This is a genomic window from Thermogymnomonas acidicola JCM 13583 (assembly GCF_001316105.1).
Classification (GTDB): domain Archaea; phylum Thermoplasmatota; class Thermoplasmata; order Thermoplasmatales; family Thermoplasmataceae; genus Thermogymnomonas; species Thermogymnomonas acidicola.
This window is the reverse complement of sequence record NZ_BBCP01000003.1, coordinates 50654-69569: the sequence shown is the minus strand read 5'-3', so window position 1 is coordinate 69569 and position 18916 is coordinate 50654. Positions and strand designations below refer to the sequence as shown.

At 56.0% G+C, this 18916-nt stretch carries 24 protein-coding genes, 1 tRNA gene, 6 pseudogenes and 1 riboswitch; of the genes and pseudogenes, 8 read left to right on the top strand and 23 right to left on the bottom strand.

Annotated elements, in window-relative coordinates:
* Window positions 1-29: 29 nt before the first annotated feature.
* The 5 genes and pseudogenes from JCM13583_RS03430 to JCM13583_RS03410 form a co-directional block, all read right to left on the bottom strand.
* Window positions 30-512 (bottom strand): hypothetical protein, encoded by a 483-nt coding sequence (locus JCM13583_RS03430; protein ID WP_075056700.1) that lies wholly within the window; start codon window positions 510-512, stop codon window positions 30-32.
* 6 nt (window positions 513-518) lie between these two features.
* Window positions 519-749 carry an ATPase gene (locus JCM13583_RS03425; RefSeq protein ID WP_075056789.1) on the bottom strand — a complete coding sequence of 77 codons (231 nt, stop codon included), beginning with the start codon at window positions 747-749 and terminating at the stop codon, window positions 519-521.
* Window positions 750-868: 119 nt separating this feature from the next.
* Window positions 869-1522 carry a hypothetical protein gene (locus JCM13583_RS03420; protein ID WP_075056699.1) on the bottom strand — a complete coding sequence of 218 codons (654 nt, stop codon included), beginning with the start codon at window positions 1520-1522 and terminating at the stop codon, window positions 869-871.
* A pseudogene (gene fni / locus JCM13583_RS03415) lies at window positions 1482-2544 on the bottom strand (type 2 isopentenyl-diphosphate Delta-isomerase). Before fni ends, JCM13583_RS03420 begins: the two are co-directional and overlap by 41 nt.
* 121 nt (window positions 2545-2665) lie before the next feature.
* A complete protein-coding gene (locus tag JCM13583_RS03410) occupies window positions 2666-3136 on the bottom strand; it encodes a hypothetical protein (RefSeq protein WP_162509319.1) in 471 nt (156 codons plus the stop codon).
* A 407-nt stretch (window positions 3137-3543) separates the two neighbouring features.
* Here JCM13583_RS03410 and JCM13583_RS03405 point away from each other — a divergent pair, with 407 nt between their 5' ends.
* From JCM13583_RS03405 to JCM13583_RS03400, 3 genes are read left to right on the top strand one after another with little or no spacing between them, the layout of a single operon-like run.
* Window positions 3544-3906, top strand: coding sequence for a hypothetical protein (locus JCM13583_RS03405; protein ID WP_075056697.1), 363 nt, complete (start codon window positions 3544-3546; stop codon window positions 3904-3906).
* Window positions 3893-4030: a hypothetical protein gene (locus JCM13583_RS13780; protein ID WP_171823410.1), complete on the top strand. Its 138-nt coding sequence runs from the start codon at window positions 3893-3895 to the stop codon at window positions 4028-4030. Before JCM13583_RS03405 ends, JCM13583_RS13780 begins: the two co-directional genes overlap by 14 nt.
* On the top strand, window positions 4027-4365 hold the full coding sequence (locus JCM13583_RS03400; RefSeq protein ID WP_075056696.1) for a winged helix-turn-helix transcriptional regulator: 339 nt from the start codon (window positions 4027-4029) through the stop codon (window positions 4363-4365). Before JCM13583_RS13780 ends, JCM13583_RS03400 begins: the two co-directional genes overlap by 4 nt.
* 210 nt (window positions 4366-4575) lie before the next feature.
* On the opposite strand, the gene JCM13583_RS13775 is transcribed toward JCM13583_RS03400, so the two are convergent.
* The 8 genes and pseudogenes from JCM13583_RS13775 to JCM13583_RS03370 form a co-directional block, all read right to left on the bottom strand.
* Entirely contained in the window at window positions 4576-4680 is a 105-nt protein-coding gene (locus tag JCM13583_RS13775) for a hypothetical protein (RefSeq protein WP_171823409.1), read from the bottom strand.
* A 118-nt stretch (window positions 4681-4798) separates the two neighbouring features.
* Window positions 4799-5392 carry an ArsA family ATPase gene (locus JCM13583_RS13770; RefSeq protein WP_171823408.1) on the bottom strand — a complete coding sequence of 198 codons (594 nt, stop codon included), beginning with the start codon at window positions 5390-5392 and terminating at the stop codon, window positions 4799-4801.
* 22 nt (window positions 5393-5414) lie between these two features.
* Window positions 5415-5744: an ArsA family ATPase gene (locus JCM13583_RS13765; RefSeq protein WP_171823407.1), complete on the bottom strand. Its 330-nt coding sequence runs from the start codon at window positions 5742-5744 to the stop codon at window positions 5415-5417.
* 5 nt (window positions 5745-5749) lie between these two features.
* Window positions 5750-6740 (bottom strand): annotated as a pseudogene (locus JCM13583_RS03390) (polyprenyl synthetase family protein).
* 122 nt (window positions 6741-6862) lie between these two features.
* Window positions 6863-7136: pseudogene (gene albA, locus JCM13583_RS03385) on the bottom strand (DNA-binding protein Alba).
* Window positions 7137-7231: 95 nt separating this feature from the next.
* Window positions 7232-7623, bottom strand: a pseudogene (locus tag JCM13583_RS03380) (Lrp/AsnC family transcriptional regulator).
* A gap of 106 nt (window positions 7624-7729) precedes the next feature.
* On the bottom strand, window positions 7730-7996 hold the full coding sequence (locus JCM13583_RS03375; RefSeq protein WP_075056695.1) for a hypothetical protein: 267 nt from the start codon (window positions 7994-7996) through the stop codon (window positions 7730-7732).
* A 176-nt stretch (window positions 7997-8172) separates the two neighbouring features.
* Window positions 8173-8260 (bottom strand) — tRNA-Leu (locus JCM13583_RS03370).
* Between the two features lie 832 nt (window positions 8261-9092).
* Between JCM13583_RS03370 and JCM13583_RS03365 the strand changes: the two are divergent.
* From JCM13583_RS03365 to JCM13583_RS03350, 4 genes and pseudogenes are all read left to right on the top strand, one after another.
* Window positions 9093-10142, top strand: a pseudogene (locus JCM13583_RS03365) (site-specific DNA-methyltransferase).
* 451 nt (window positions 10143-10593) lie between these two features.
* Window positions 10594-11136: an FAD-binding protein gene (locus JCM13583_RS03360; RefSeq protein ID WP_075056694.1), complete on the top strand. Its 543-nt coding sequence runs from the start codon at window positions 10594-10596 to the stop codon at window positions 11134-11136.
* Window positions 11093-11371: a hypothetical protein gene (locus JCM13583_RS03355; protein WP_075056693.1), complete on the top strand. Its 279-nt coding sequence runs from the start codon at window positions 11093-11095 to the stop codon at window positions 11369-11371. Before JCM13583_RS03360 ends, JCM13583_RS03355 begins: the two co-directional genes overlap by 44 nt.
* A complete protein-coding gene (locus tag JCM13583_RS03350; protein ID WP_162509318.1) occupies window positions 11323-13044 on the top strand; it encodes an FAD-binding protein in 1722 nt (573 codons plus the stop codon). Before JCM13583_RS03355 ends, JCM13583_RS03350 begins: the two co-directional genes overlap by 49 nt.
* 472 nt (window positions 13045-13516) lie before the next feature.
* Here JCM13583_RS03350 and JCM13583_RS03345 read toward each other — a convergent pair whose 3' ends face one another.
* The 10 genes from JCM13583_RS03345 to JCM13583_RS03305 form a co-directional block, all read right to left on the bottom strand.
* Complete coding sequence (locus JCM13583_RS03345) at window positions 13517-13711, bottom strand: hypothetical protein (RefSeq protein WP_075056691.1); 195 nt, start codon at window positions 13709-13711, stop codon at window positions 13517-13519.
* Window positions 13712-14302: 591 nt separating this feature from the next.
* The gene (locus tag JCM13583_RS13760) at window positions 14303-14446 is read right to left on the bottom strand and encodes a hypothetical protein (protein WP_171823406.1); all 144 of its coding nucleotides are present in this window, start codon (window positions 14444-14446) and stop codon (window positions 14303-14305) included.
* A gap of 155 nt (window positions 14447-14601) precedes the next feature.
* Window positions 14602-14955, bottom strand: a complete 354-nt coding sequence (locus tag JCM13583_RS12005; RefSeq protein WP_162509317.1) for a thiamine phosphate synthase — start codon at window positions 14953-14955, stop codon at window positions 14602-14604.
* On the bottom strand, window positions 14849-15277 hold the full coding sequence (locus JCM13583_RS03330; RefSeq protein WP_075056690.1) for a thiamine phosphate synthase: 429 nt from the start codon (window positions 15275-15277) through the stop codon (window positions 14849-14851). The genes JCM13583_RS12005 and JCM13583_RS03330 overlap by 107 nt, the downstream gene beginning before the upstream one ends.
* A gap of 1 nt (window position 15278) precedes the next feature.
* Window positions 15279-15677 carry a thiamine phosphate synthase gene (locus JCM13583_RS03325; RefSeq protein ID WP_075056689.1) on the bottom strand — a complete coding sequence of 133 codons (399 nt, stop codon included), beginning with the start codon at window positions 15675-15677 and terminating at the stop codon, window positions 15279-15281.
* A gap of 128 nt (window positions 15678-15805) precedes the next feature.
* The gene (locus tag JCM13583_RS03320) at window positions 15806-16063 is read right to left on the bottom strand and encodes a thiamine phosphate synthase (protein ID WP_075056688.1); all 258 of its coding nucleotides are present in this window, start codon (window positions 16061-16063) and stop codon (window positions 15806-15808) included.
* Window positions 15991-16734, bottom strand: a complete 744-nt coding sequence (locus JCM13583_RS13755; protein ID WP_171823405.1) for a hypothetical protein — start codon at window positions 16732-16734, stop codon at window positions 15991-15993. Before JCM13583_RS13755 ends, JCM13583_RS03320 begins: the two co-directional genes overlap by 73 nt.
* Window positions 16646-17185 carry an MFS transporter gene (locus JCM13583_RS12000; RefSeq protein WP_171823404.1) on the bottom strand — a complete coding sequence of 180 codons (540 nt, stop codon included), beginning with the start codon at window positions 17183-17185 and terminating at the stop codon, window positions 16646-16648. The genes JCM13583_RS13755 and JCM13583_RS12000 overlap by 89 nt, the downstream gene beginning before the upstream one ends.
* Window positions 17186-17281: 96 nt before the next feature.
* Window positions 17282-17392: riboswitch (TPP riboswitch) on the bottom strand.
* A 48-nt stretch (window positions 17393-17440) separates the two neighbouring features.
* Window positions 17441-17617, bottom strand: coding sequence for an AMMECR1 domain-containing protein (locus tag JCM13583_RS03310; protein ID WP_171823403.1), 177 nt, complete (start codon window positions 17615-17617; stop codon window positions 17441-17443).
* A 23-nt stretch (window positions 17618-17640) separates the two neighbouring features.
* Window positions 17641-17823 carry an AMMECR1 domain-containing protein gene (locus JCM13583_RS03305; RefSeq protein ID WP_075056687.1) on the bottom strand — a complete coding sequence of 61 codons (183 nt, stop codon included), beginning with the start codon at window positions 17821-17823 and terminating at the stop codon, window positions 17641-17643.
* A gap of 270 nt (window positions 17824-18093) precedes the next feature.
* Between JCM13583_RS03305 and JCM13583_RS03300 the strand changes: the two are divergent.
* Window positions 18094-18909: pseudogene (locus JCM13583_RS03300) on the top strand (MEMO1 family protein).
* The last annotated feature ends 7 nt before the right edge of the window (window positions 18910-18916 follow it).

Here is an 18916-nt window from a genome sequence, read left to right as displayed (position 1 = left end):
CCCTGATCCTGCTGGCAGTCAGGTTGAGTTCAAGGCTCCCATCGGGGCTCCTCGCGATTATGCCTGCACTTATACCGGGGTGCTCGGTGAGCTTGCCTGTCACAACGCCCTTGAGGAGTGCGAAGTCCTCCCTGGCACAGAGGACCTCCGCATCCGGGCCGATCAGGGACCTGGAAATGTCCACCATCTTCCTCAGGAGCTTGGGGGTAGTCCCTGGATGCCCTGATGTTGTCCACGTAGAAGAGGGCCCTGGCCAGGGCCTGTTTGACCAGTTCGTCCTTCTTCTCCGAGACCATCCTCCTGGCCTGGACCAGGGCCTCGTCCAGGATCTGCTCCCTCTTCATGCTGCCCTGCTGGCTCTTCCTCTTCTCGTACTCCTCCACGGCCCTCCTTTTCCTCTCCTCGTTCTCCTGCTTTGCCTTTTCGAGGAGGCCCTCGTACTCAGACCTAATCTGCTCTATCTGCCTGTTCTTCCTCTCCTCGATTTCCCTTATGATGTCTTCAACTGTCATCTTCGATCATATGATGTGCAGGAGCAGTATCAGACCAAGAACAAAGCCTATGATCCAGAGCGTCTCCGGTATGACGAAGAATATAAGGACCTGACCAAACTTCTCCGGCTTCTCCGCTATGATCCCCATTCCTGCCGCTCCGATGCCCTGCTGTGCCATACCTGTGCCTATTAAGCCACCTGCTATTGAAATCGAGGCAGCAATAGCGAGTAACGCTGAAGTATAGTCAATGGCCATTAAAATCCACCGAACGATCATTCTTGAGTATTATTTAAAGATGTTTTTAACACGTTTATGTGTTCTAACTTGCCTCTCAAACCGTATATATTAAAAAGTTTTATATATATCTCTTCCGGTCATAATACGTATAATACCGGGAGGCTGCAGAGTTTTCCGAGTGTATGGCAGGAAACCACGCCACAGGGCTCGCTGATGGCCATCATGGCCCATCTGTGAGCATTACCTCCACAGCCCTGCTGCTCCTGATCGTGCTCTTTCCCGTAGTCGTCAATGACGAGTGTGAATGGCTTCACCCTGCCTGCAAGTATGTCGTCCAGATCCCTCTCGGCCTGCGATTCCCCCCCGTAGTCCCTGAAGGCGATCCACATGTGCTCCCTTATCCTGGCCATGATACCCTCTATTGTCGTTATTTCTCCCGTGGACGCTATCCCTGGCTCTATCTCCGCGCCCATCTCCGGTATAGTTATCTTCCCCCCCTCAGGTGACCTGTAGACTATGATGCGGAGGTCATCCGAGGACCTCACGCTTATCCACGTCCTCTTGGGCCTGCTGTCCACTTTCCTGATCGTATCGGTGTGCCTGTACTGGCAGGAAGGGCAGTAGTAGGTCTGTATGGTTATCTCTCCCTCGAAAGCGATCCTGGTCGTGTACCTTATGAAGTGAAGGTGGGTCCTGCACTGCGGGCACTCTATCTCGGTCTCCTCATCAGCCGGCAGCTCATCGTCAGGTTCATACGGCCTCCATCCATGACCGCAGCGGCTCCAGGACAAAATACTTTACCCTCCTCAGCCCGTACGGCCTTGTCTGGCCGGTGAGGAACATCGCTATCTTAAGGTCCCTTAGGATGAATGACACCCTCTTGAATATGCTCTCCTGGGAGTCGTCAGCGCTCCTGAGGAGCGTCCTGGCGAAGCCGCCCGCAACTGCCCCCCCTAGCATCAGGGCCTTTGCGAGGTCAAGGCCCGTCCTGAGGCCCCCCCGGAGCCTATCACCGGAATTCCGACGTCGCAGTACTTTATGGCGGCAGGGGGGGACGGGATCCCCCCCCAGTTCCAGAAAGAGAGGCCAGAGTTAGCCTTCTCCTCGTCGTTGGCCTTCAGGCCCTGTAGTACTCGATTGCCGCGAAGGATGTGCCGCCTAGGCCCCCCCCACGTCGATGGCCCTCACGCCGGCATCCTTAAGCTCAAGTGCGTCCTCCCTCGAAAAGCCGTTCCCGGTCTCCTTGACAATGACCGGGTAGCTTGATGCGATCTCGCTGACCCTCTTCTTCACTCCCTTCCCGTTCCTGTCACCCTCTGGCTGTATCATCTCCTGCAGGAAGTTGAAGTGTATTATCAGGAAGTCAGCGTGAATCAGGTCCATGACGTAGTCTATGTCGGCGTCCCTGAAGGCCGGCTTGGCCTGGTCTATGAGCTGCGGCGCGCCTATGTTAGCGAACCTCACGGGTATGTTGAAATCGTTGATAACGGAGAACGAATCCGCCAGCTCCTTCTTCTCAACCGCAGCCCTCATGCTGCCGACCCCCCATGGGTATGTTGAATTTCTCCGCAGCCGCTGCCAGGTTCCTGTTTATCTTCTTCGCTACCTCTACGCCCCCCCCTGTCATCGATGATATTATCATTGGTGCGCCTATCTTCTTACCCAGGAAGTCCACGCTCAGGTCGATCTCATCGAAGTTTACTTCAGGCATTGCCCTGTGTATGATCTTTATGTCGTCCCAGAAGTTGTGTTCCGATTCCACCTTCTCGTTCTCCGCGATCCTTATGTGCTCCTCCTTCCTGTTCGATATCATTCTATCACCGTTCCCAGAAAAGCTCCGTTCTGGAGCAGCCTCTCGGGGGGGAAATTACCGTTCATTATGACCACCCTGCCTGAGAACCTCTTAATTTCCAGGGCCTCCTTAACCTTGGCCCTCATACCGCCGGTGACGTCCCCCCCGCTCCCGCCCAGCAATGCCCCCCCTCGCCCGAGAAGCGCGGTATCAGCCTGGCCCTGCTGTCCCTCTTGGGGTCGCTCTCGAATATGCCATCAACATCCGTCATGAAAACGGCCTCCTCCGGCCTCAGCATCTCCGCAAGGTCCCTCATTATCCTGTCCCCCCCGCTGTATATGCCGCAGTAGTCCCCCCCGGAGACGTATGTGTCCCCCCCGAAGAGGACAGGCGTGAGCCCGGCCCTTAGCAGGGACGGCAGGATGGAGTAATCTACCGCGCCGTCCCTGTAGTGCTCAATGATGGAAAATGGGACTGCCGGTACGCCCCCCCTCTTAATCAGGGCACTGGAAACCAGCGAGTTGAGGTCCACCATGTCCCTGTGAACTATGGCCACACCCATCCTGTTCCCCTCGTCCAGCCGGCCTGGAAAGCCAAACTCCCTCGCTTTTATGTGCCCGAAGGAGCCACCCCCCGTGTACTATGACCATCTCACCCATGCCTGAGAGGACACCGGCGATCCTCTCTATCGTCTCCATTTTCGCTTTCCTGTATATGGCTTTGTCCGTTATTACGCTGCCACCGATCTTGAAGATCTTCAATGGACTGTTATCTTTTCCTGTAATTTATCTTTGCTAGTCTCTCCACATTAGGTGCAGATCCGATTGCTTGCCCTCTCTCAGGAGGGGGGGTGCGTGTTGCCAGGGACACGGTGCAGGTACTGCAAGGGAAACCATCTGCGGAGTTCCAGTGGCGGGCTCTGCCACAACAGGCTCTGGCCCTCCGGGCAGTGGATCCTTGCTTCTGTGCACACCTGCCTGTGCCTGAGAAGTTAATTATACTTGCACGAGCCTATACACCGTGGCACAGATCAGGATAAAGGGCAGGCTCGAGAGCGTCTACAAGACCAGGACGGTGATAATAATATCGGCAGCGGCCACCGTACTGATAGTGAATAGGTACATAGATGCCTTCGGTGGCCTCATCATAGTCGAGAGGTTCCAGGCATTCTTCTCCCAGACGTCCCTCATAAGCTTCTATGGCAGCATAATAGGGCTTCTACTGGCAGCGTACGCCGTCTTCGTGACCATGATACCGAACTTCCACCATGAGAGCCTGAGGCAGCCCATCTTCTCGCAGGTGAACAGGCTCTTCTCCTTCACGATAATAGTGGGCATAGTGCTCATGCTCACCACCTTCACCGTGGGGGGTGAGCAACGTTGAGCAGACCAGGTACTTCACATACCTCATGATATTCCTTTTCCTCTCACTGCTTGTGGGCCTCATATTCTGTGTCCTCACGCTGTCCGACATGTTCCAGATCCTGAGAAGGAGGGGTGAGAGGTGAGGGGGGGAAGCAGGGAGAAGTCATGCTATGTCGAGTTCGAGGGCACCCAGGTGTGCATAGACCCTTTCCTGCCGGGCCTAAGGGTGCTCGGCCTGAAGTACAGCGCACAGATCCTGATCCTGTTAGGAAAGGACATAGGCATAAGGAACTTCAACGAGATCTCGAGGGACATACCGGAGGCGGGAAGGGTGCTCCTGGCCTCACGCCTCAGGGACCTCGAGAAGCAGGGCCTCATCGAGAGGCGGGCGGAGGGCGGGCACATCCAGTACAGCCTGACAGAAAAGGGGGGGAGGCTTGTGAGGGAGGCCCTCATCAGGTTGATTATGGTCCTGTGATGTGCATCACTTTATCTCTATCTTCCTGACCTCTCCCTCACCTGAGCTCCTTATCTTCACGGGCGAGACCTCCTGGCCGGCTTCATGATCTCCTCCGCGGCATTCATCAGGTGCCTTGCAACCCGCATCAGGTGGAAGGCATCTGTGGCATCCTCAGGTTTATCTCGATTGTTATTGTCCTTCCGGTTTCCCTATCTTCCTTGGCCATGCCTATCCCATCGTTATATTAAGTTTGCCGTTAATAAACTCTGCTGCCACCGGTCTCTTTTCGGCCAGTGCCTGCGGGAGGTAAAACACCCTCCTCCAGTTGTCCACCTCAATGACAAGCTCCCCCGCCCTTGTTGTAGAGGTTCAGCCTGTTCTTGTTAGCGAATGGCAGGCTCAGTTTGACCAGGTATTCGTCCCCCGACCTTCTCGTACTCTATGCTCTTCCTTACCCCGAACTGCCTTGAAGGGTCCTCGCTCCCGTAGATCTTCCTGGCGAACGCCTCAGGCTCTTCAGGCCTATGGGCTCCTCCTTCTCGAGCTCCACCCTGAACACCTTCAGGTCCGCAAAGGAAGAATCTATCTCTGCCAGCATCTGTGCCTGAAGCTCCCTCCATCCTTTGAAGAACTCGCCCGTGTCTTCCCCCCCGTATATCTTGTTAACGACAAGGGCATCCACCGGGTAGCCGTAGAGCATCAGGTACGTGTAGGCCCTCTTTGTCTCGTTTAGAGACATCCTGTCAGGGTTGCACACCAGCCTTATGCTCGTTGTTTCAGGATCTGTGAGGAGGTTCCTGACCTCACGCAGGCTCCTGTACAGCCTCTCCAGGCTCTCGAACACCGAGTCCTCGGGAAGGGGTATGTTCACGAGGGGCCTTGCAATGGGCCTGAAGACCTTGGCAGTTGTCCTGCCTATGGGGAAGAGTTTCTCCATGTACCATGTCATGGCCTCCGGGAACGAGAGGAGCCTCAGCGACTCACCGGTCGGTGCACTGTCCATGAGGATGTAATCGTACTTCTCCGATTCGAAGTACTCCTTCACGTAGAGCAGCTGGGCCGCCTCGTCAAACCCTGAGGGTAGCTATCTCCTCAGCGGAAACAGGGTCAAGCCCCCCCTGGGACTGGAAGAGGCCGGTCAGGTAGCCCTTCAGCTCCTGCCAGTGGTGGTTTATGGCATCGTTGACGCTTATCTCCTGGGCGTATAGGTTGGTGTCCACCTCCTTAATCTCCGGGCCGATATCCATCGCCAGGACGTCAGACAGGCTGTGTGCAGGGTCTGTGGATATGACCAGGGTCCTCTTCCCCCCCATCTCCGCCATGAGCGCAGCCGTTGAGGCTGTTATGGACGTCTTGCCAACGCCGCCCTTTCCCGTATAGAGTATTATCCTCGCCATGGCAATCAGCTCATTGCCTCTATCCTCTCTATGACTATCATGGCCAGCTCCATCAGGAGGTTGAGGTCAGGCGATTTGCCTGTACCCCCCTGAGGCTCTCCATGGCCTTCTCCGTGTACTTCCTAGCCATGTCGAAGGAGTAGTCTATGGCATTCGTCTCTATGAACACGGACCTGAGCAGGTCTGGCTCTATCATGTCCTGGGCACCCCCCCTCAGGGCATCCGTCAGGACCTTCCTCTTGGCAGAGCTGGCGTTCCTCAGCGCCACGATGATGGGAAGGGTTATGGCGCTGTGCCTTATGTCGGTGAGCACTGGCTTGCCTATCTTCTTCTGGTCGCCCACTATATCGAGTATATCGTCGGTTATCTGGAATGCCATCCCGAGGTTGTAGGCGAAGTCAGTGAGGTTCTTCCTGACGTTCTCCGGGGGGGCACCTGCAGCTATCGTTGCGCCCAGTGCACAGGCCGCAAAGAACCTGGCAGTCTTGTTCTCTATGATCTTCAGGTAGGTCTCCTCCGGTAGCGAGAGGTTTCCTAGGTTTATTGCTTCGAGTATCTGGCCCTCGGCTAGCTTCGTAGATGCATCGGCCATGACCTTCGACACAACGGCCCGTACCTCGAGCCCAGCTCGTAAGCCTTTGCGAACAGGTAGTCAGCGACAACGATGGCGTTGTTCACTCCTATCTTCACGTTCAGCGTGGGCAGGCCACGCCTGAAGGAAGCATTGTCAATTATGTCATCGTGTATGAGGCTGGCCGTGTGTATCAGCTCGTAGCCAGCTGCAAGGTCAAGTATGGATTCGTATGGCCTGTCACAGCCTATCTCGTAAGCGAGTATCGTGAGAAGTGGCCTGAAACGTTTTCCGCCCGCCTCAATTGTGTACCTGGCCCAGCTGTAGAGTTCCTCCTGCTCGCAATAAACAGTTTCCAGGAGCCTGGCGTTTATCTTCTCGATCTTTGTGGAAAGGTTCTTCTGCCACTCCAGGAAGTCACCCAGGCCATTCATGCTAACACTTTTAATATTACCAATGCCAATTTAACCCTTTGTAACAAAATGGTTGTGTTTTTGCCCGTTGATACAATAAAATATATTGGGCCACCCGGATGAAGGTGCCCAGATCACCTCGTGAGTGTTATCTCTATGGAGGAGACGTTGCTCTCTCCCCTCTCCCCCGTGGAGGGTCTCGGTGTCGATCCTGATCTCCGCGTACTTTGCATCCTGTATGAACTTGTGCCTTGTGATCTCAGCTATGTCCACGGCCTTGCTGATGGCTTTGCCCCCCCTGGCCTTTATTATTATCTTGTCCACATTGTTGTTAAACTGTGTGACAACGGCCAGCACGTAGTTCATTGTTGGCTTCTTTCCGACGAAGATCACGTTCTCCTCTGCCATGGTTGTACCTCCTTTGCCCTATCTTAAAAATGTATATAACCCTTAGCCAGTGCTCTCTGGACTGGACGGGCGGAAAAAAAGCGCACTGCGGCCACTCACTTCAGCCTTATCAGGGTATCTGTCCCCCTGACCCCGTCAATCGCCCTTATGCTGTCCACTATGCTGTTGAGCTCATCGAGAGAGGAGCAGTTTATCTTGACTGCCAGGTCCACCCTGCCGGAGTACTCGTATATCTCATCGAACCTCTTCCTGATCTCCTCTATGACGTTCTTGGTCTTCTTCGACTCCAGCCTCACGAGGATTATTGCGTCGACCCCCTCGTTCCCTGTAACGACTGTGAACTTCTTTATGGCCCCTGTGGCCAGCATCCTTGATATCCTCTTCCTCACTGTACCCTCGGAAACGTTCAGGATGCGGCCTATCTCTGAGTTTGAGAGGCGGGAATCTCACGAAGCAGCCTGATTATCTGCCAGTCCTTGTCGTCCAAAGAACTTCATGCATAGATGTACATAGAATTAAAAAGAATTTCCACGGAAAATGCGAATGCATATTTAAATCTGGAGTATTTTTTCCGATACCTGCAGTTGCACTTCCTACCTGTACATCGTGGGCCCCCCCTTGCTGTCGTCCTGTGGCCTCCTTCTCTGTATCAGCTCCGGCGGGACCTTAACCATCCTTATTATGTTTGTGGCCTGCACCATGTAGATCGGCAGACCTGTGTTCATGTCGTTCCCGTTTCTCATTATGGCCACGATCTCCATCTTAATCTGTATCACAGAGCCGTCCTTCAGCTTGACCGTTATCCACTCAGGCTCTTTCTCCGTCTCGAACTCCACAAGTTCTCCACCCGCAGAACCCACCGGGAAATGCCATAGTCTTGTAAGTTACCTGTGAGTTATAAAACTATGTCTTTCACGCAGCGCCTTTGGGATCGCACACGTAGGGAGTGGTACGGCAGCAATACCTTTTGCTCCTGCAATACTCATTTTATGTCCGCCGATACCAGGTGCGACTGCGCATCGATCCTAGGCGGCTATGCGAGGGGTGGGATTTGAACCCACGAACCCCCCCTTCGGGACAGGATCTTAAGTCCTGCACTGTTGGCCAGGCTTAGTTACCCTCGCCCAGAGGATAATATGAATCGTGTATTAAAGGTTCAGACCCGCCCGGTGCTGGGTTTTTCAGGGGGGTAGCCGGTGCCTTTTGTTTGACTCTTCCACTCCTCCCAGACAATATGTCACGGCTATCCTGATTCAAAGCATTGGTGTCTATCCATCACCATGCCTCCCCCCCGATCACAGGGAAAACACGGGATGCGGATACTGGACCCCCCCTTGTACCGGTAGTTATGTGAATACATTTGCGGCCTGATATGGGTGGCCTCCAGGGCCAACTGGCACATGCTGCCACCTCCAACCTGGGCCGAACGCACCCGAGCCGTGACCGGGTGCCTCTAGACCGGGAGGACACCCGCCCCCCCTCCCAGAGTACTGCAGGTAACCGGTGGCCATGGCATGCCATAGTGAAACCGCATGTTGGCCCTGTGGCTCCAGGGGTACAAAAAATGCCCGGACTCCGGCATGCTGTGCTTCAGGCCGGTATGGAGTCATGTGCCCGTAAAGACCGCACCTGCTGAAGCCCATGAAACAACACCTCCCATGCACCATTCGCTATATCCGAGGCCCCCCACGGTGCCTGCCAGTTTAAATAGGGCGTGGAACCCCCGATCTTGAGCGTCGGAAATTCAGGCGAACAGAGGGGGGCGCTTATCCGGGTGGGACTGTACGCAATCCGATCTGGCTTGGCAGGGTGACCTGTGGGGGGGTGTAGTATACATACTGCCTGGACATACAGGTGAATGGCAATAGAGGGTGCTCTCCCAATGAAGGAAGCAATGCCCGGTTTTCACAGGTCGAGTTCGTCAACAGGGTCTTCCTAGGCGACGCTTTGGAGGTGATGAGGCGCATCCCGGCGGAAGCGTGGACATGATCTTCGCAGACCCACCCTATAACCTAATGCTCCAGGACCCCCCCCTCTACAGGCCCAACCAGGAAAGGTTCGAGGGCGTCTCCGAGGAATGGGACAGGTTCGCGTCATTTGGGGAGTACGATGCGTTCACCGAAAGCTGGCTCAGGGAGTGCAGGAGGCTACTGAAGGAAGACGGTACCATATGGGCCATCGGCACTTACCACAACATATTCAGGGTCGGCAAGATAATGCAGGACCTGGGCTTCTGGATACTCAACGATGTTGTCTGGATCAAGGCGAACCCCCACGCCCAACTTCAGGGGGGGCACACGGTTCAACAACGCGCACGAGACGCTGATATGGGCTGCCAGGGACAGGGAATCGAGGTATACATTCAATTACAGGACCATGAAGGCCTACAACGACGACCTGCAGATGAGGAGCGACTGGCACATCCCGGTGTGCCAGGGGGGGAAGGAAAGGGTCAGGATAGGTGGGAGGAAGGCGCACCCGACACAGAAGCCCGAGGCACTGCTCTACAGGGTCATAACGTCATGCACAAAGCCAGGTGATATCATTCTAGATCCCTTTGCAGGGACTGGGACGACTCTGGCCGTGGCCAAGAGGCTTGGCAGGAGGTACATAGGCATAGAGAAGAACGAGGCCTACCTCAGGGTCTGTGAGGAGAGGCTGCGCAGGACAGTGCCATACCCGGAAGATATTCTGCCAAACCGGCTGGAGGAGAGGCCAAGGAGGGTGCCATTCGGCGAACTTATAGAGCGTGGCTACATCTTACCAGGTGAGTTCATTTACTCACCTGACCGGACTTACCGGGCCACTGTGATGGCAGACGCCACAGTGACCTGTGGTGGATTAACTGGCTCGATCCACAGGGTCAGTGCCCAGCTCCTAGGCAAGGATGCGAACAACGGCTGGCACTTCTGGTTCGTGGAGAGGGAAGGCACCATGGTGAGCATAGACGAGCTCAGGCAACGTGCCATCAGGGATGGGGGGGGTGAACCTCCACAACAGGCATGAATGGCCGCTCACCACCAGACGGCATATGGGATAAGTAACACAGAAGGAAGTATCAGCATCTAACTGGTTCGCCCCCACAGGGTAGTTCTCGCCCTTGGACCTGTAGCTTTGCAAAGTATGCACCTACTGTCCTCAGCCCAACCGAAAGCTTTGCTTGCATTCCGGGACGAGGTCGGAACAGGTCTCCATTTTCCCCTCCATGCCCAGTTACTAGAGCCCGAACGCTCCAACCAGCCCAGCCTACATTTCTGCTGCGGCTGTAAGCGAGGCACCTCTGGGCATGAGACTGTCAGCCATTTTCAGGTGTCACGATTGGGTGGTCCAGGAGAACAATTCTCTTCAGAGGTGGCCATGAATCTTGATCTCATGGCTGGTCAGCCAAGTGCCAGTACTGAGTGCACAGATACAGGATCAGAAATAAATGAATTGAAGTGACTTAGGGGGGGGCAAGATGGAAAGGGTTGTTGTAATAGGTGGGGGGGGTAACGCCGGGCTCTGTGCAGCTATCGAATCCGCTGAGAGGGGGGGTTCTGAGGTGATCCTCATCGAGGCCTCCCCAGAGGCGCTGAGGGGGGGAGGCAACTCGAAGTACACAAGGGATATCAGGTATGCCCACGGTGAGGACAGGTTCACCAGCGGTGAATATCCGAGGAGGGAACTGCTGGAAGACCTGAGAAAGGTTTCAGGCAGCTCTTTCAGTTCATCGTTGGCGGAAATGGTGGTTGAGCGCTCCGAGTTAATACCAGAGTGGATGCACAGGCACGGGGTGAGGTTCAAGAGGGAGATCAGGGGGGGTACCCTTGACCTCAACAGGACCAACGCTTTTTTCATGGGTGGCGGTAAGTTCCTTGTCGACACCTATTATAGTTATCTCTCCAAGCTGAAGGTCAGGGTGCTCTACGAGACACAGGTTGTGTCTGTCGGTATAAGGGGGGGGAACAGGATCACACATGTCGGGGGGGCAACAGTCCCCCGGTGGCAGTGTAAATATTGAAGGAGACAGGTTTGTCTTTGCCTCCGGTGGCTTCGAGGCCAACAGGGAATGGCTCTCTGAGTTCTGGGGGGGCGAGGCATCGCAACTCATAAAGGTCAGGGGGGGTAGCAGGTACAACACTGGCCTCCCGCTCAGGCACTGCTCGATGCTGGAGCCATTCCCGCTGGGCTGGAGAGGTCTGGACACATGGTGGCGGTGGACGCCAGGGGCCCAGACTACGATGGAGGTATTGTGACAAGGATAGATGCGATCCCCCCCTGGGGGGGTGTGGCGGTCAACTCCAGCGGGGGGGAGAGGTTCTACGACGAGGGTGAGGACATTTGGCCCAAGAGGTATGCCATATGGGGCAGGCTGGTTGCAGAGCAGAAGGGGTGCACTGCCTATGTCATCACAGACAAAAAGACTGTCGGGAGGTATATGCCAACCGCTTACCCTCCATTCACCTCACACTCGCTTTCCGAGGTCTCGGATGCCTTCGGAATAGATAGGGACGGTCTGATCGGGACGCTTGATCGCTTCAACAGGGGCATCGTGATGGAAGGAAACGATCCCTTCATGTGGCACACCACTGGCGTAGAACCGCCAAAGTCCCACTGGGCGGTACCCATCAACACCCCCCCACCGTACATGGTCTTCCCGGTGAGGCCTGGACTGACCTTCACGTACCAGGGGGTCGCGATCAACAGTGAAGCCATGATCCTCTCGCAGGACGGCGAGATCGAGAACGGCTTTGCGGCAGGTGAGATAGCGTCTGGAAACGTCCTCAGTTCGGGTTACCTTGCAGGCTTTGGCCTTACCATAGGTTCTGTGCTCGGCAGGATAGCTGGGGGGGGTGGGAAGGTGAGTGAAGTACCCGGGGGGGTCTACGGTGAGGCGTTGAGGCAGCTGACCATCTGCAATGCTTGCCGCTACTGTGAGGGCTTCTGTGCCGTCTGGGATGCCATAGAGTTCAGGCACACACTCCGGCTGGAGGAGATACCCTATATTGCGAACCTCTGCCACGACTGTAGGGACTGCTATTACGCCTGTCCGTTCAACGAGCCTTTGCATGAGTACAGGCTGAACATCCCCCCCAGGGTACTGGGCCAGTCCAGGCTCAGGAGCTACAGGGAAAGTGTTTGGCCTCCCTCGATGGTGAGGCTGATCGATCACCCCCCCTGGGCCTTTGCACTGTCCAGCCTGGCCATTGCAGTGGTCGCAGCAGTTGCTTATGCCCTCTTAACAGGCCGCCACCTGTTCAGCGCCTCCCCCCCGCTGACTTACTACGTTCCACCTGTGCTGTTCAGGGCTATATCGATCACCCTCTACTCGTACACCATCGCCATGTGGGCCGTGCAGGGGTACAGGTTCTCCAGGTCTGCGGAAAGCCTTGGGAAGGCGAGCCCGAGGTCCTATTTGACCGCGCTCCGGGATGCACTCACACACAGGTATTTCAGGGGGGGAGGAGGGGGGGTGGGGGGGTGCAGGGTTCCGGGTGAACGCTCTAGGTACATGAGGGCAGTTTTCCACCCACTATTCTTTTTCGGCTTCCTGCTCGCACTGGCATCAATATCTCTCTATCCCGACCTCGATCACGTGACCGTCGCAGTCTACGGGGCCGCCTCCATAATGATGCTGGTGGGCTCTGCGGGCCTCATATCTATGGACGCAATCGACACGGTAGCCATGAGGAGCGCTGAGGTGAAGGGTTTCGATTTACCGTTCGCAGTGGCCCTTCTGCTTGCAGGCCTCACCGGTACGTTGTTTACACTGCTCCAGGGTACTCCCTACCACGGCCTAACTTTCCTAGTCCACGATGCGATCATAGCCGCCGTCTTTGTCATTGCGCCTTACTCCAAGTTCCTCCATCCCGTCTACAGGCTGATATCACTGGCCAAGTTCCATGAAGAGAGTCTCCTCGGCAGGTGAACAGCTGGGAATGCTCACCGGATCCCTCATTTACCACAGGAAGTAGCAGGGGGGAAAACGTTCCCGCCTTCCGATTCTTTGCTCTTTGCAGTTAGGATAGGGTGAACTACACCTCCCCCCCCACATAGGGGGGGACTCCCACCCCTTTAATCCCCGTCAAGTTAAAAAATCAGGGAGAGTACCGCTATCGGTACATCCACAACTTCTTGTGGGCCCCTTGGATTCACTGCAACCCTGAACACCCACCAGCACTTGAACCTTTATGCAGTGTCGTGCGTCCGGGGGGGCGGCTGGTGCCAGGGGGGGCATGGTCAGGCTGGCAGTTTATCACTCTGAACGGGACGGTGGAATAGGAAAGACCAGAAACAACTCCATTCGAGAATGAGTGAGGTGGAAATGGAAAGTGGGGGGGTCGTCCGGTATCAGCCTGTGTGTGAAGGCAAAACGTGTCTGGCGGCCCAGTGTGAGTAGTTCACTTTTCCGGACTGCCGTCACGCTGCTGAAAACGCAGGAGTTCCGCGTTGAGCAGAAACGCATTATGCTCAAGAGGAAGGTCATTGGGAGTCAGTTCACTCTGAAGCCCCGAGGTGCCATAGCGGGCTGCACCCGTGGTCCATAGTGCGAAAGTTCTGAATATGGCCTTCTCCTCAATGAGGTCTATCGTCATAGCCGCTTCCGGCCCTCTGGATCCTTGCCAAAGGACTTGTACCGCTCCTTCCTGAAGCGGATCATGGCCACCAGGCTTGCGAGGCCGGAGACCAGGGGGGGTCAGGAGCGCTGCATATATCACTTCCGGGAACGGAGAAATGGCTTCGATTATACCTAGACTGCAAGGCCCATCCTTCTCTCCCCCCCCAAGTCTTCGACAAGATCCGTGAGCTCGCATCTGAAATCCCTCTAGTTGCCCTCTCCTATGTTTAGAATTTCCCTGTGGCCGGTATGCATGGTCTCGCAGTGATGCCCGGGGTTCCTCAGGGCTACAGTTGTACTCAGCAACGATCTTGCCTCTAGATCCTCGAACTACGTCCGCACGTCTTCATCTGCAAGCAGCTCCTGATATTTCGGCTGGATCTTCATAATAGCATAACGAGCATTAGCATGAAAGTATTCGATTAATATATCAAGTGGACCGGTCGGGATTTGAACCCGAGGCCTCCTGCTTGCAAAGCAGGCGATCTACCGCTGATCTACCGGCTGTGAATTCCCGATATTCACGGGATTAAAAAATGTATGCCTGCGGCTGGATCAGGACTTTCGCTTATCCCCCCCCGCAGGTGTCCAGCCCATGACCCCCCCGGACTCCCCCCCCTGGACGCCCCCCCCACATCTGGCCCGCGCCCCCCCCGGAACCCTGCACCTGCTCATCGTCAGCGAAGTGTCGATCCTTTGAGTAAGAGAGCATTAAAAAGGGCCTTTATACAGTCTCTCTCCAGTAACACCAAGGATGACGGGTATTAGGGAGCATGCACTCATAGTCAGAGTCTAAAAGCGGGAAGGTGGGAAAATGGCTTGGGCAATCAGGCACCACAGGGAAAGGCAGGGAGGTGTATTGCTCATTCAGGGTCCGGCCTGACCAGCCCTCCTGAACCATGACAGTGGGTCCCTGTCGCACCTGTACTCCGCCAGTATTCCACTGTATTCCAAGACCGCCCTCTTAGGGTTCTCCGAGGAGAAGACGGAGGAGATCACTGCAACGCCTGAGACACCCTGTTCAAGCAGCGGCTTGACATTGGTTTGGCTGATTCCCCCTATGGCATATACCGGTATCCTTACGGCCCGCAGGCCCTCTGTGATGGTCTTCTTGTCACAGAGGCTGCCTCTGGCTTCGAGGGGGGGCTCCGGAAGAAGGCCCCGAATGCCACATATGCCGACCCGCGCCTCTCCAGGTCCCTCGCGAGGCTGGTGCTGCAGTACGAAGAGGAGCCAATGGGCATGTTGCTACTACCTCCCTGGCCTCCTCAATGCTCGGGTCGTCCCTGCCCACATGCAACAGGTCAGCCCCGCTGTCCCTGGCAACATACGGGTCATCGTCCACAACGAAGGCCACCCCGCGGTCATGGCACATCCTGCGCAGCCTCCTCGCCACCTCTGTCCTGGTCTGCCTTGTGCTCTTCTTGTCCCTGTACTGCAGCACATCTGGCCCGCCATCCAGTGCATCCTCCACGAGCCTGAAGAAGCCCTCTCCAATGTAGTCAGGCGTTATCAGGTAAAGTATAGGCTTCCATCCTGACATTCTACCTCACCAGCCCCACAGGAAACGGGTCCCTGTCAACGGTGAAACCTTCAAGGACCTCTATGAACTTTCTCACAGTTCCCCTGACGTCGTTGGCAGAGAATATTGCGGACACAGAAACAAGACCGGATACGCCAGTTTCAAGGATCTCTGCAGCATTCTTGAGGTTAACGCCGCCCACCGCGTACACAGGTATTCTGACTGCCCTGACGGCCTCTGAGAGGTTCTGCATGGAGCAGACCGTCGCTATCCTCTTCGTCACGCTCATGTAGGGCGTGCCCACTGAAACGTAAGCATAGCCGTGTGCCTGCGCCTCCACAGCGAATACCGGGCTGCAGTAGACTGATGTTCCGATTGGAAGATTGCCCACAACAGCCCTGGCCTCCTCCAGGCTCGGCATATGCCTGCACAGCACAGGCCTACTGTCATGGCCTGGGAAGCAAGCATGTCGCTGCCCTGTCTTATCCCGGAACAGTCCCGTGCTTCCCCCTTCGGACCACCAGAGGGATACTGTATTGGTTAAGCTCCTTATCCAAGGTGCAGCATGTCGGCACCAGCCTGCCTTGCGACCCAGGGCTCATCGTCTATGGCCAGCGGTACCCCGAAGTCACTGCATATCGCCCTTAGCCTCCTCGCTATTTCAGCGTGCCTTCCGTGCTTCCCTAGATCGCGGTACTGCAGGATATCTACGCCCCCCCCTTCCAGTGCCTCGGCTACCTTCCTGAAGAACCCTTCCCCCCCACTGAAACCCTCCGTGACAGCGTAGAGCAGAGGCCTCCTTCCCATATCACATCACTCCAGGCTAATGCCTCTCGTTTCCCTGCCACCCAGGAAGTAGAGGAGAGCGCCAATGAAACCGAGGAGGAAGATGGCACAGGTGAACACGAAGTACTCGAACTCACCTGCCTCGCGAGCAGGGGTATTGTCACTACGTAGACAGCGTATCCGACCATTCTCACGTACCCTATGGCCCTGCCCCCCCTCCTGGGTGTGAAGAAGCTCTCCGGTTCCAGCATTTCCCTCTCGGCCCAGCCGATCTCACCGAAGACCCCGTTCACGACCAGTATGACCAGGAAGAGTGCGAGGGTGAGTGACCTGAGGAAAAGCACTATTAAAAGGATGGAGACGAAGCCGCCTGTGTAGGCGATGAGGCTGCCAGACTTCCTGCTGATCCTCTCTGCCAGCAGGAGGCCAAAGACAACGCCCGTCACTGATTCTGCAAGGGTTACAAGGAACTCGAACGTATCGGTGTACTGCGGGAACTGGAATGGCCCTATCACCAGTGCTGTCAGCGGGAACCCAACTATTATCGTGATGGCGAAGAGAGACAGCGCGGCGAAGGTCAGCCAGTTCATGGGTCTCTCTCCCTCACCGTTCCTGTTCAGGTACGCCCACCTCTCGCTCTCCGGGAGGTAGAACCTGCTTCCTATGGCTATTGCAAGGGAGACCGCGACCATGGCCCCCCCGAAGATCTCCTTCTCCACAAAGACTGATGATGATACCCTGGGCTGCAGCAGGAACAGGAGTGAGATGAGCGTGATCGAGATGTTTGCAATGTTCGATATTGACACAATAGCCCTCCCCCCTGTGCCTCAGCGGGAGCATCTCGCCCATGAGGGACAGGGATACAGTCTCGTCCCCACCTATTCCGAATTCAGAGAGGAAGATGCCGATCGCTATGGGCAACCATGAGAAGGATAGGGTTATGAGGAGTAGGCCTACCGCGGTGGGAACCAGGGTGAGGACATATGCGGGCTTCCTCCCGAACCTGTCTGAGAGGAGGCCCATTATGTAGTTCCCGAGCAGCAGTCCAACTGGCGATGCGATCAGTATATACTCGTCTGCTGAGGGCGGTATGAAGTACCATGTTGTGACGAGTGGCGCTATGGCCAGTATGACGCCCCCCACAGGAAGAACGACGAAGCGACGGAAAGGATCATGAGGGTGTGCTTCCTCTCCCAAGGGCTGTTGTCAAGGTGTTTCCTTAACTCACTGTAATGTTCCAGCAAACATGACACACCTCCCTACGCCGGCATTACCCGGATCAGGTTCAAAGGGTCGACCCCAATGGGTCCTCTCAGCCCCCCCTACGGAGCTCCCCCCCCGGTGACCTATATCCTGTCTGAACATCACCCACCGTTATATGTCCCTTTTGGTCCCTCCTCAGAAGACGAGGCCTTCAAAAGCATATACCCTAGTGCCGGGCTTCTTCCACGCCCCCCCTGGCGGCAGGCCAGCCTTCTCGCACGTGGCCTCAAGGAACTGCTCCTCATCGAAACCGAACTCCGTTGCAACCTGGGGCAGCAGGAGGCCCCCCCTGTAGGGGCCCCCCCTCTCCACAATCAGGCCGTGTGTGCCTATCCTTATCTTCCCCCCCTGATGCCGTCACTTACGTCCAGCTCAAAGGGCTCACCCAGGAGCGTTATCTCCACTTCAATATTATCCACCTCCCTCGCGGTCAGTGGCGGGAACCTGGGGGGGTCTTCAGTTGCGGACAGCCTCGCGCTCTCCATGACTGCCCGCGGGATGCTCTTATCGCTCCTCAAGAAACCGATGCAGCCCCCTGAGCATGCCGTTCTCCTTTATGGTGACGAATGCACCGCACCTTTCATCCAGACCGATTAGTCTTCGGGCACCTCAGGCACCTGTCCTGTGAATATCCCTCTTATGGCTTCCACAGCCAGCTTCCTGAGCGCCTCACGGACGCCTGGCCTCATGATCGCCTGTTCCAGTTCCATCACGCGATCATGGACAAGGGGGGGGATTTACGATCTTCTGTTGAGCATTAACACTTTAAACGTGCAAGCCATGACAAATTGATGCGCGTACCCGCCGTGGCCGGCACTTTCTACCCGAACGACGAGGAGCAGGTCATATCCATGCTGGCAGGCTTCGAGAAGCGTGCCAGGCCAGAGGAAATCCCGGGGAAGGTCATAGGTGTCATCGTACCGCACGCAGGATACATATACTCAGGCCTCACCGCCATGTATTCCTACAGGGCACTTTCCAGGTCGCAGTCCAGGGACTTCCTGATAATCGGCCCGAACCACAACGGCTACCCGTCCTACTCCGCGGTGTACCCTGAGGGCGTCTGGCTCACGCCGCTCGGGAGGGCAAGGGTGGACGAGGACCTCGCCAGGGATCTGTGCACGAAGTCGAGGAACATAGTCTCGGACAAGCTTGCGCACGCAATGGAGCACTCAATAGAAGTCCAGGTACCTTTCCTCCAGTACCTCTTCGGTGACGACTTCTCCTTCGTACCTGTGGCCATGGGAGACCAGGGCCCGCAGGCATCGGAGGAGCTCTACAGATCCATCAGCGCCCTCAGGAGGGATGTGGTGCTCATAGCCTCATCAGATTTCACACACTACGAGCCGCACGAGGTGGTGGTGAAGAAGGACATGGAGCTCATTGAGAGAATAATCGACCTGGACATAGAGGGGGGTTCTACAGGACGCTAAGGGCCAGGGGGGGGTCACGGCATGCGGCTACGGCCCAATAGCGGTGCTCATGCACATCACTGCGGAACTGGGTGGGAGGATGAAGCTGCTCCACCACTCCACCTCTGGGGGGGAGCCAGCGGTGACATGAACGCAACGGTCGGTTACGGCTCAGTAGTCGCATACCTCTGATCCGTGC

Coding starts and splice junctions, on each gene's coding strand:
- JCM13583_RS13755 (WP_171823405.1), bottom strand. CDS start 16,734: ATGGTCGCGGTCTCCCTTGCAATAGCCATAGGAAGCAGGTTCTACCTC.
- JCM13583_RS03320 (WP_075056688.1), bottom strand. CDS start 16,063: ATGGGAAGGAGGCCTCTGCTCTACGCTGTCACGGAGGGTTTCAGTGGG.
- JCM13583_RS03360 (WP_075056694.1), top strand. CDS start 10,594: ATGGAAAGGGTTGTTGTAATAGGTGGGGGGGGTAACGCCGGGCTCTGT.
- JCM13583_RS03350 (WP_162509318.1), top strand. CDS start 11,323: ATGGTGGCGGTGGACGCCAGGGGCCCAGACTACGATGGAGGTATTGTG.
- JCM13583_RS13765 (WP_171823407.1), bottom strand. CDS start 5,744: ATGGCGAGGATAATACTCTATACGGGAAAGGGCGGCGTTGGCAAGACG.
- JCM13583_RS03345 (WP_075056691.1), bottom strand. CDS start 13,711: ATGACGATAGACCTCATTGAGGAGAAGGCCATATTCAGAACTTTCGCA.
- JCM13583_RS13760 (WP_171823406.1), bottom strand. CDS start 14,446: ATGCTCTCTTACTCAAAGGATCGACACTTCGCTGACGATGAGCAGGTG.
- JCM13583_RS03325 (WP_075056689.1), bottom strand. CDS start 15,677: ATGCCGAGCCTGGAGGAGGCCAGGGCTGTTGTGGGCAATCTTCCAATC.
- JCM13583_RS03430 (WP_075056700.1), bottom strand. CDS start 512: ATGACAGTTGAAGACATCATAAGGGAAATCGAGGAGAGGAAGAACAGG.
- JCM13583_RS03355 (WP_075056693.1), top strand. CDS start 11,093: ATGTCGGGGGGGCAACAGTCCCCCGGTGGCAGTGTAAATATTGAAGGA.
- JCM13583_RS03330 (WP_075056690.1), bottom strand. CDS start 15,277: ATGTCAGGATGGAAGCCTATACTTTACCTGATAACGCCTGACTACATT.
- JCM13583_RS03425 (WP_075056789.1), bottom strand. CDS start 749: ATGGCCATTGACTATACTTCAGCGTTACTCGCTATTGCTGCCTCGATT.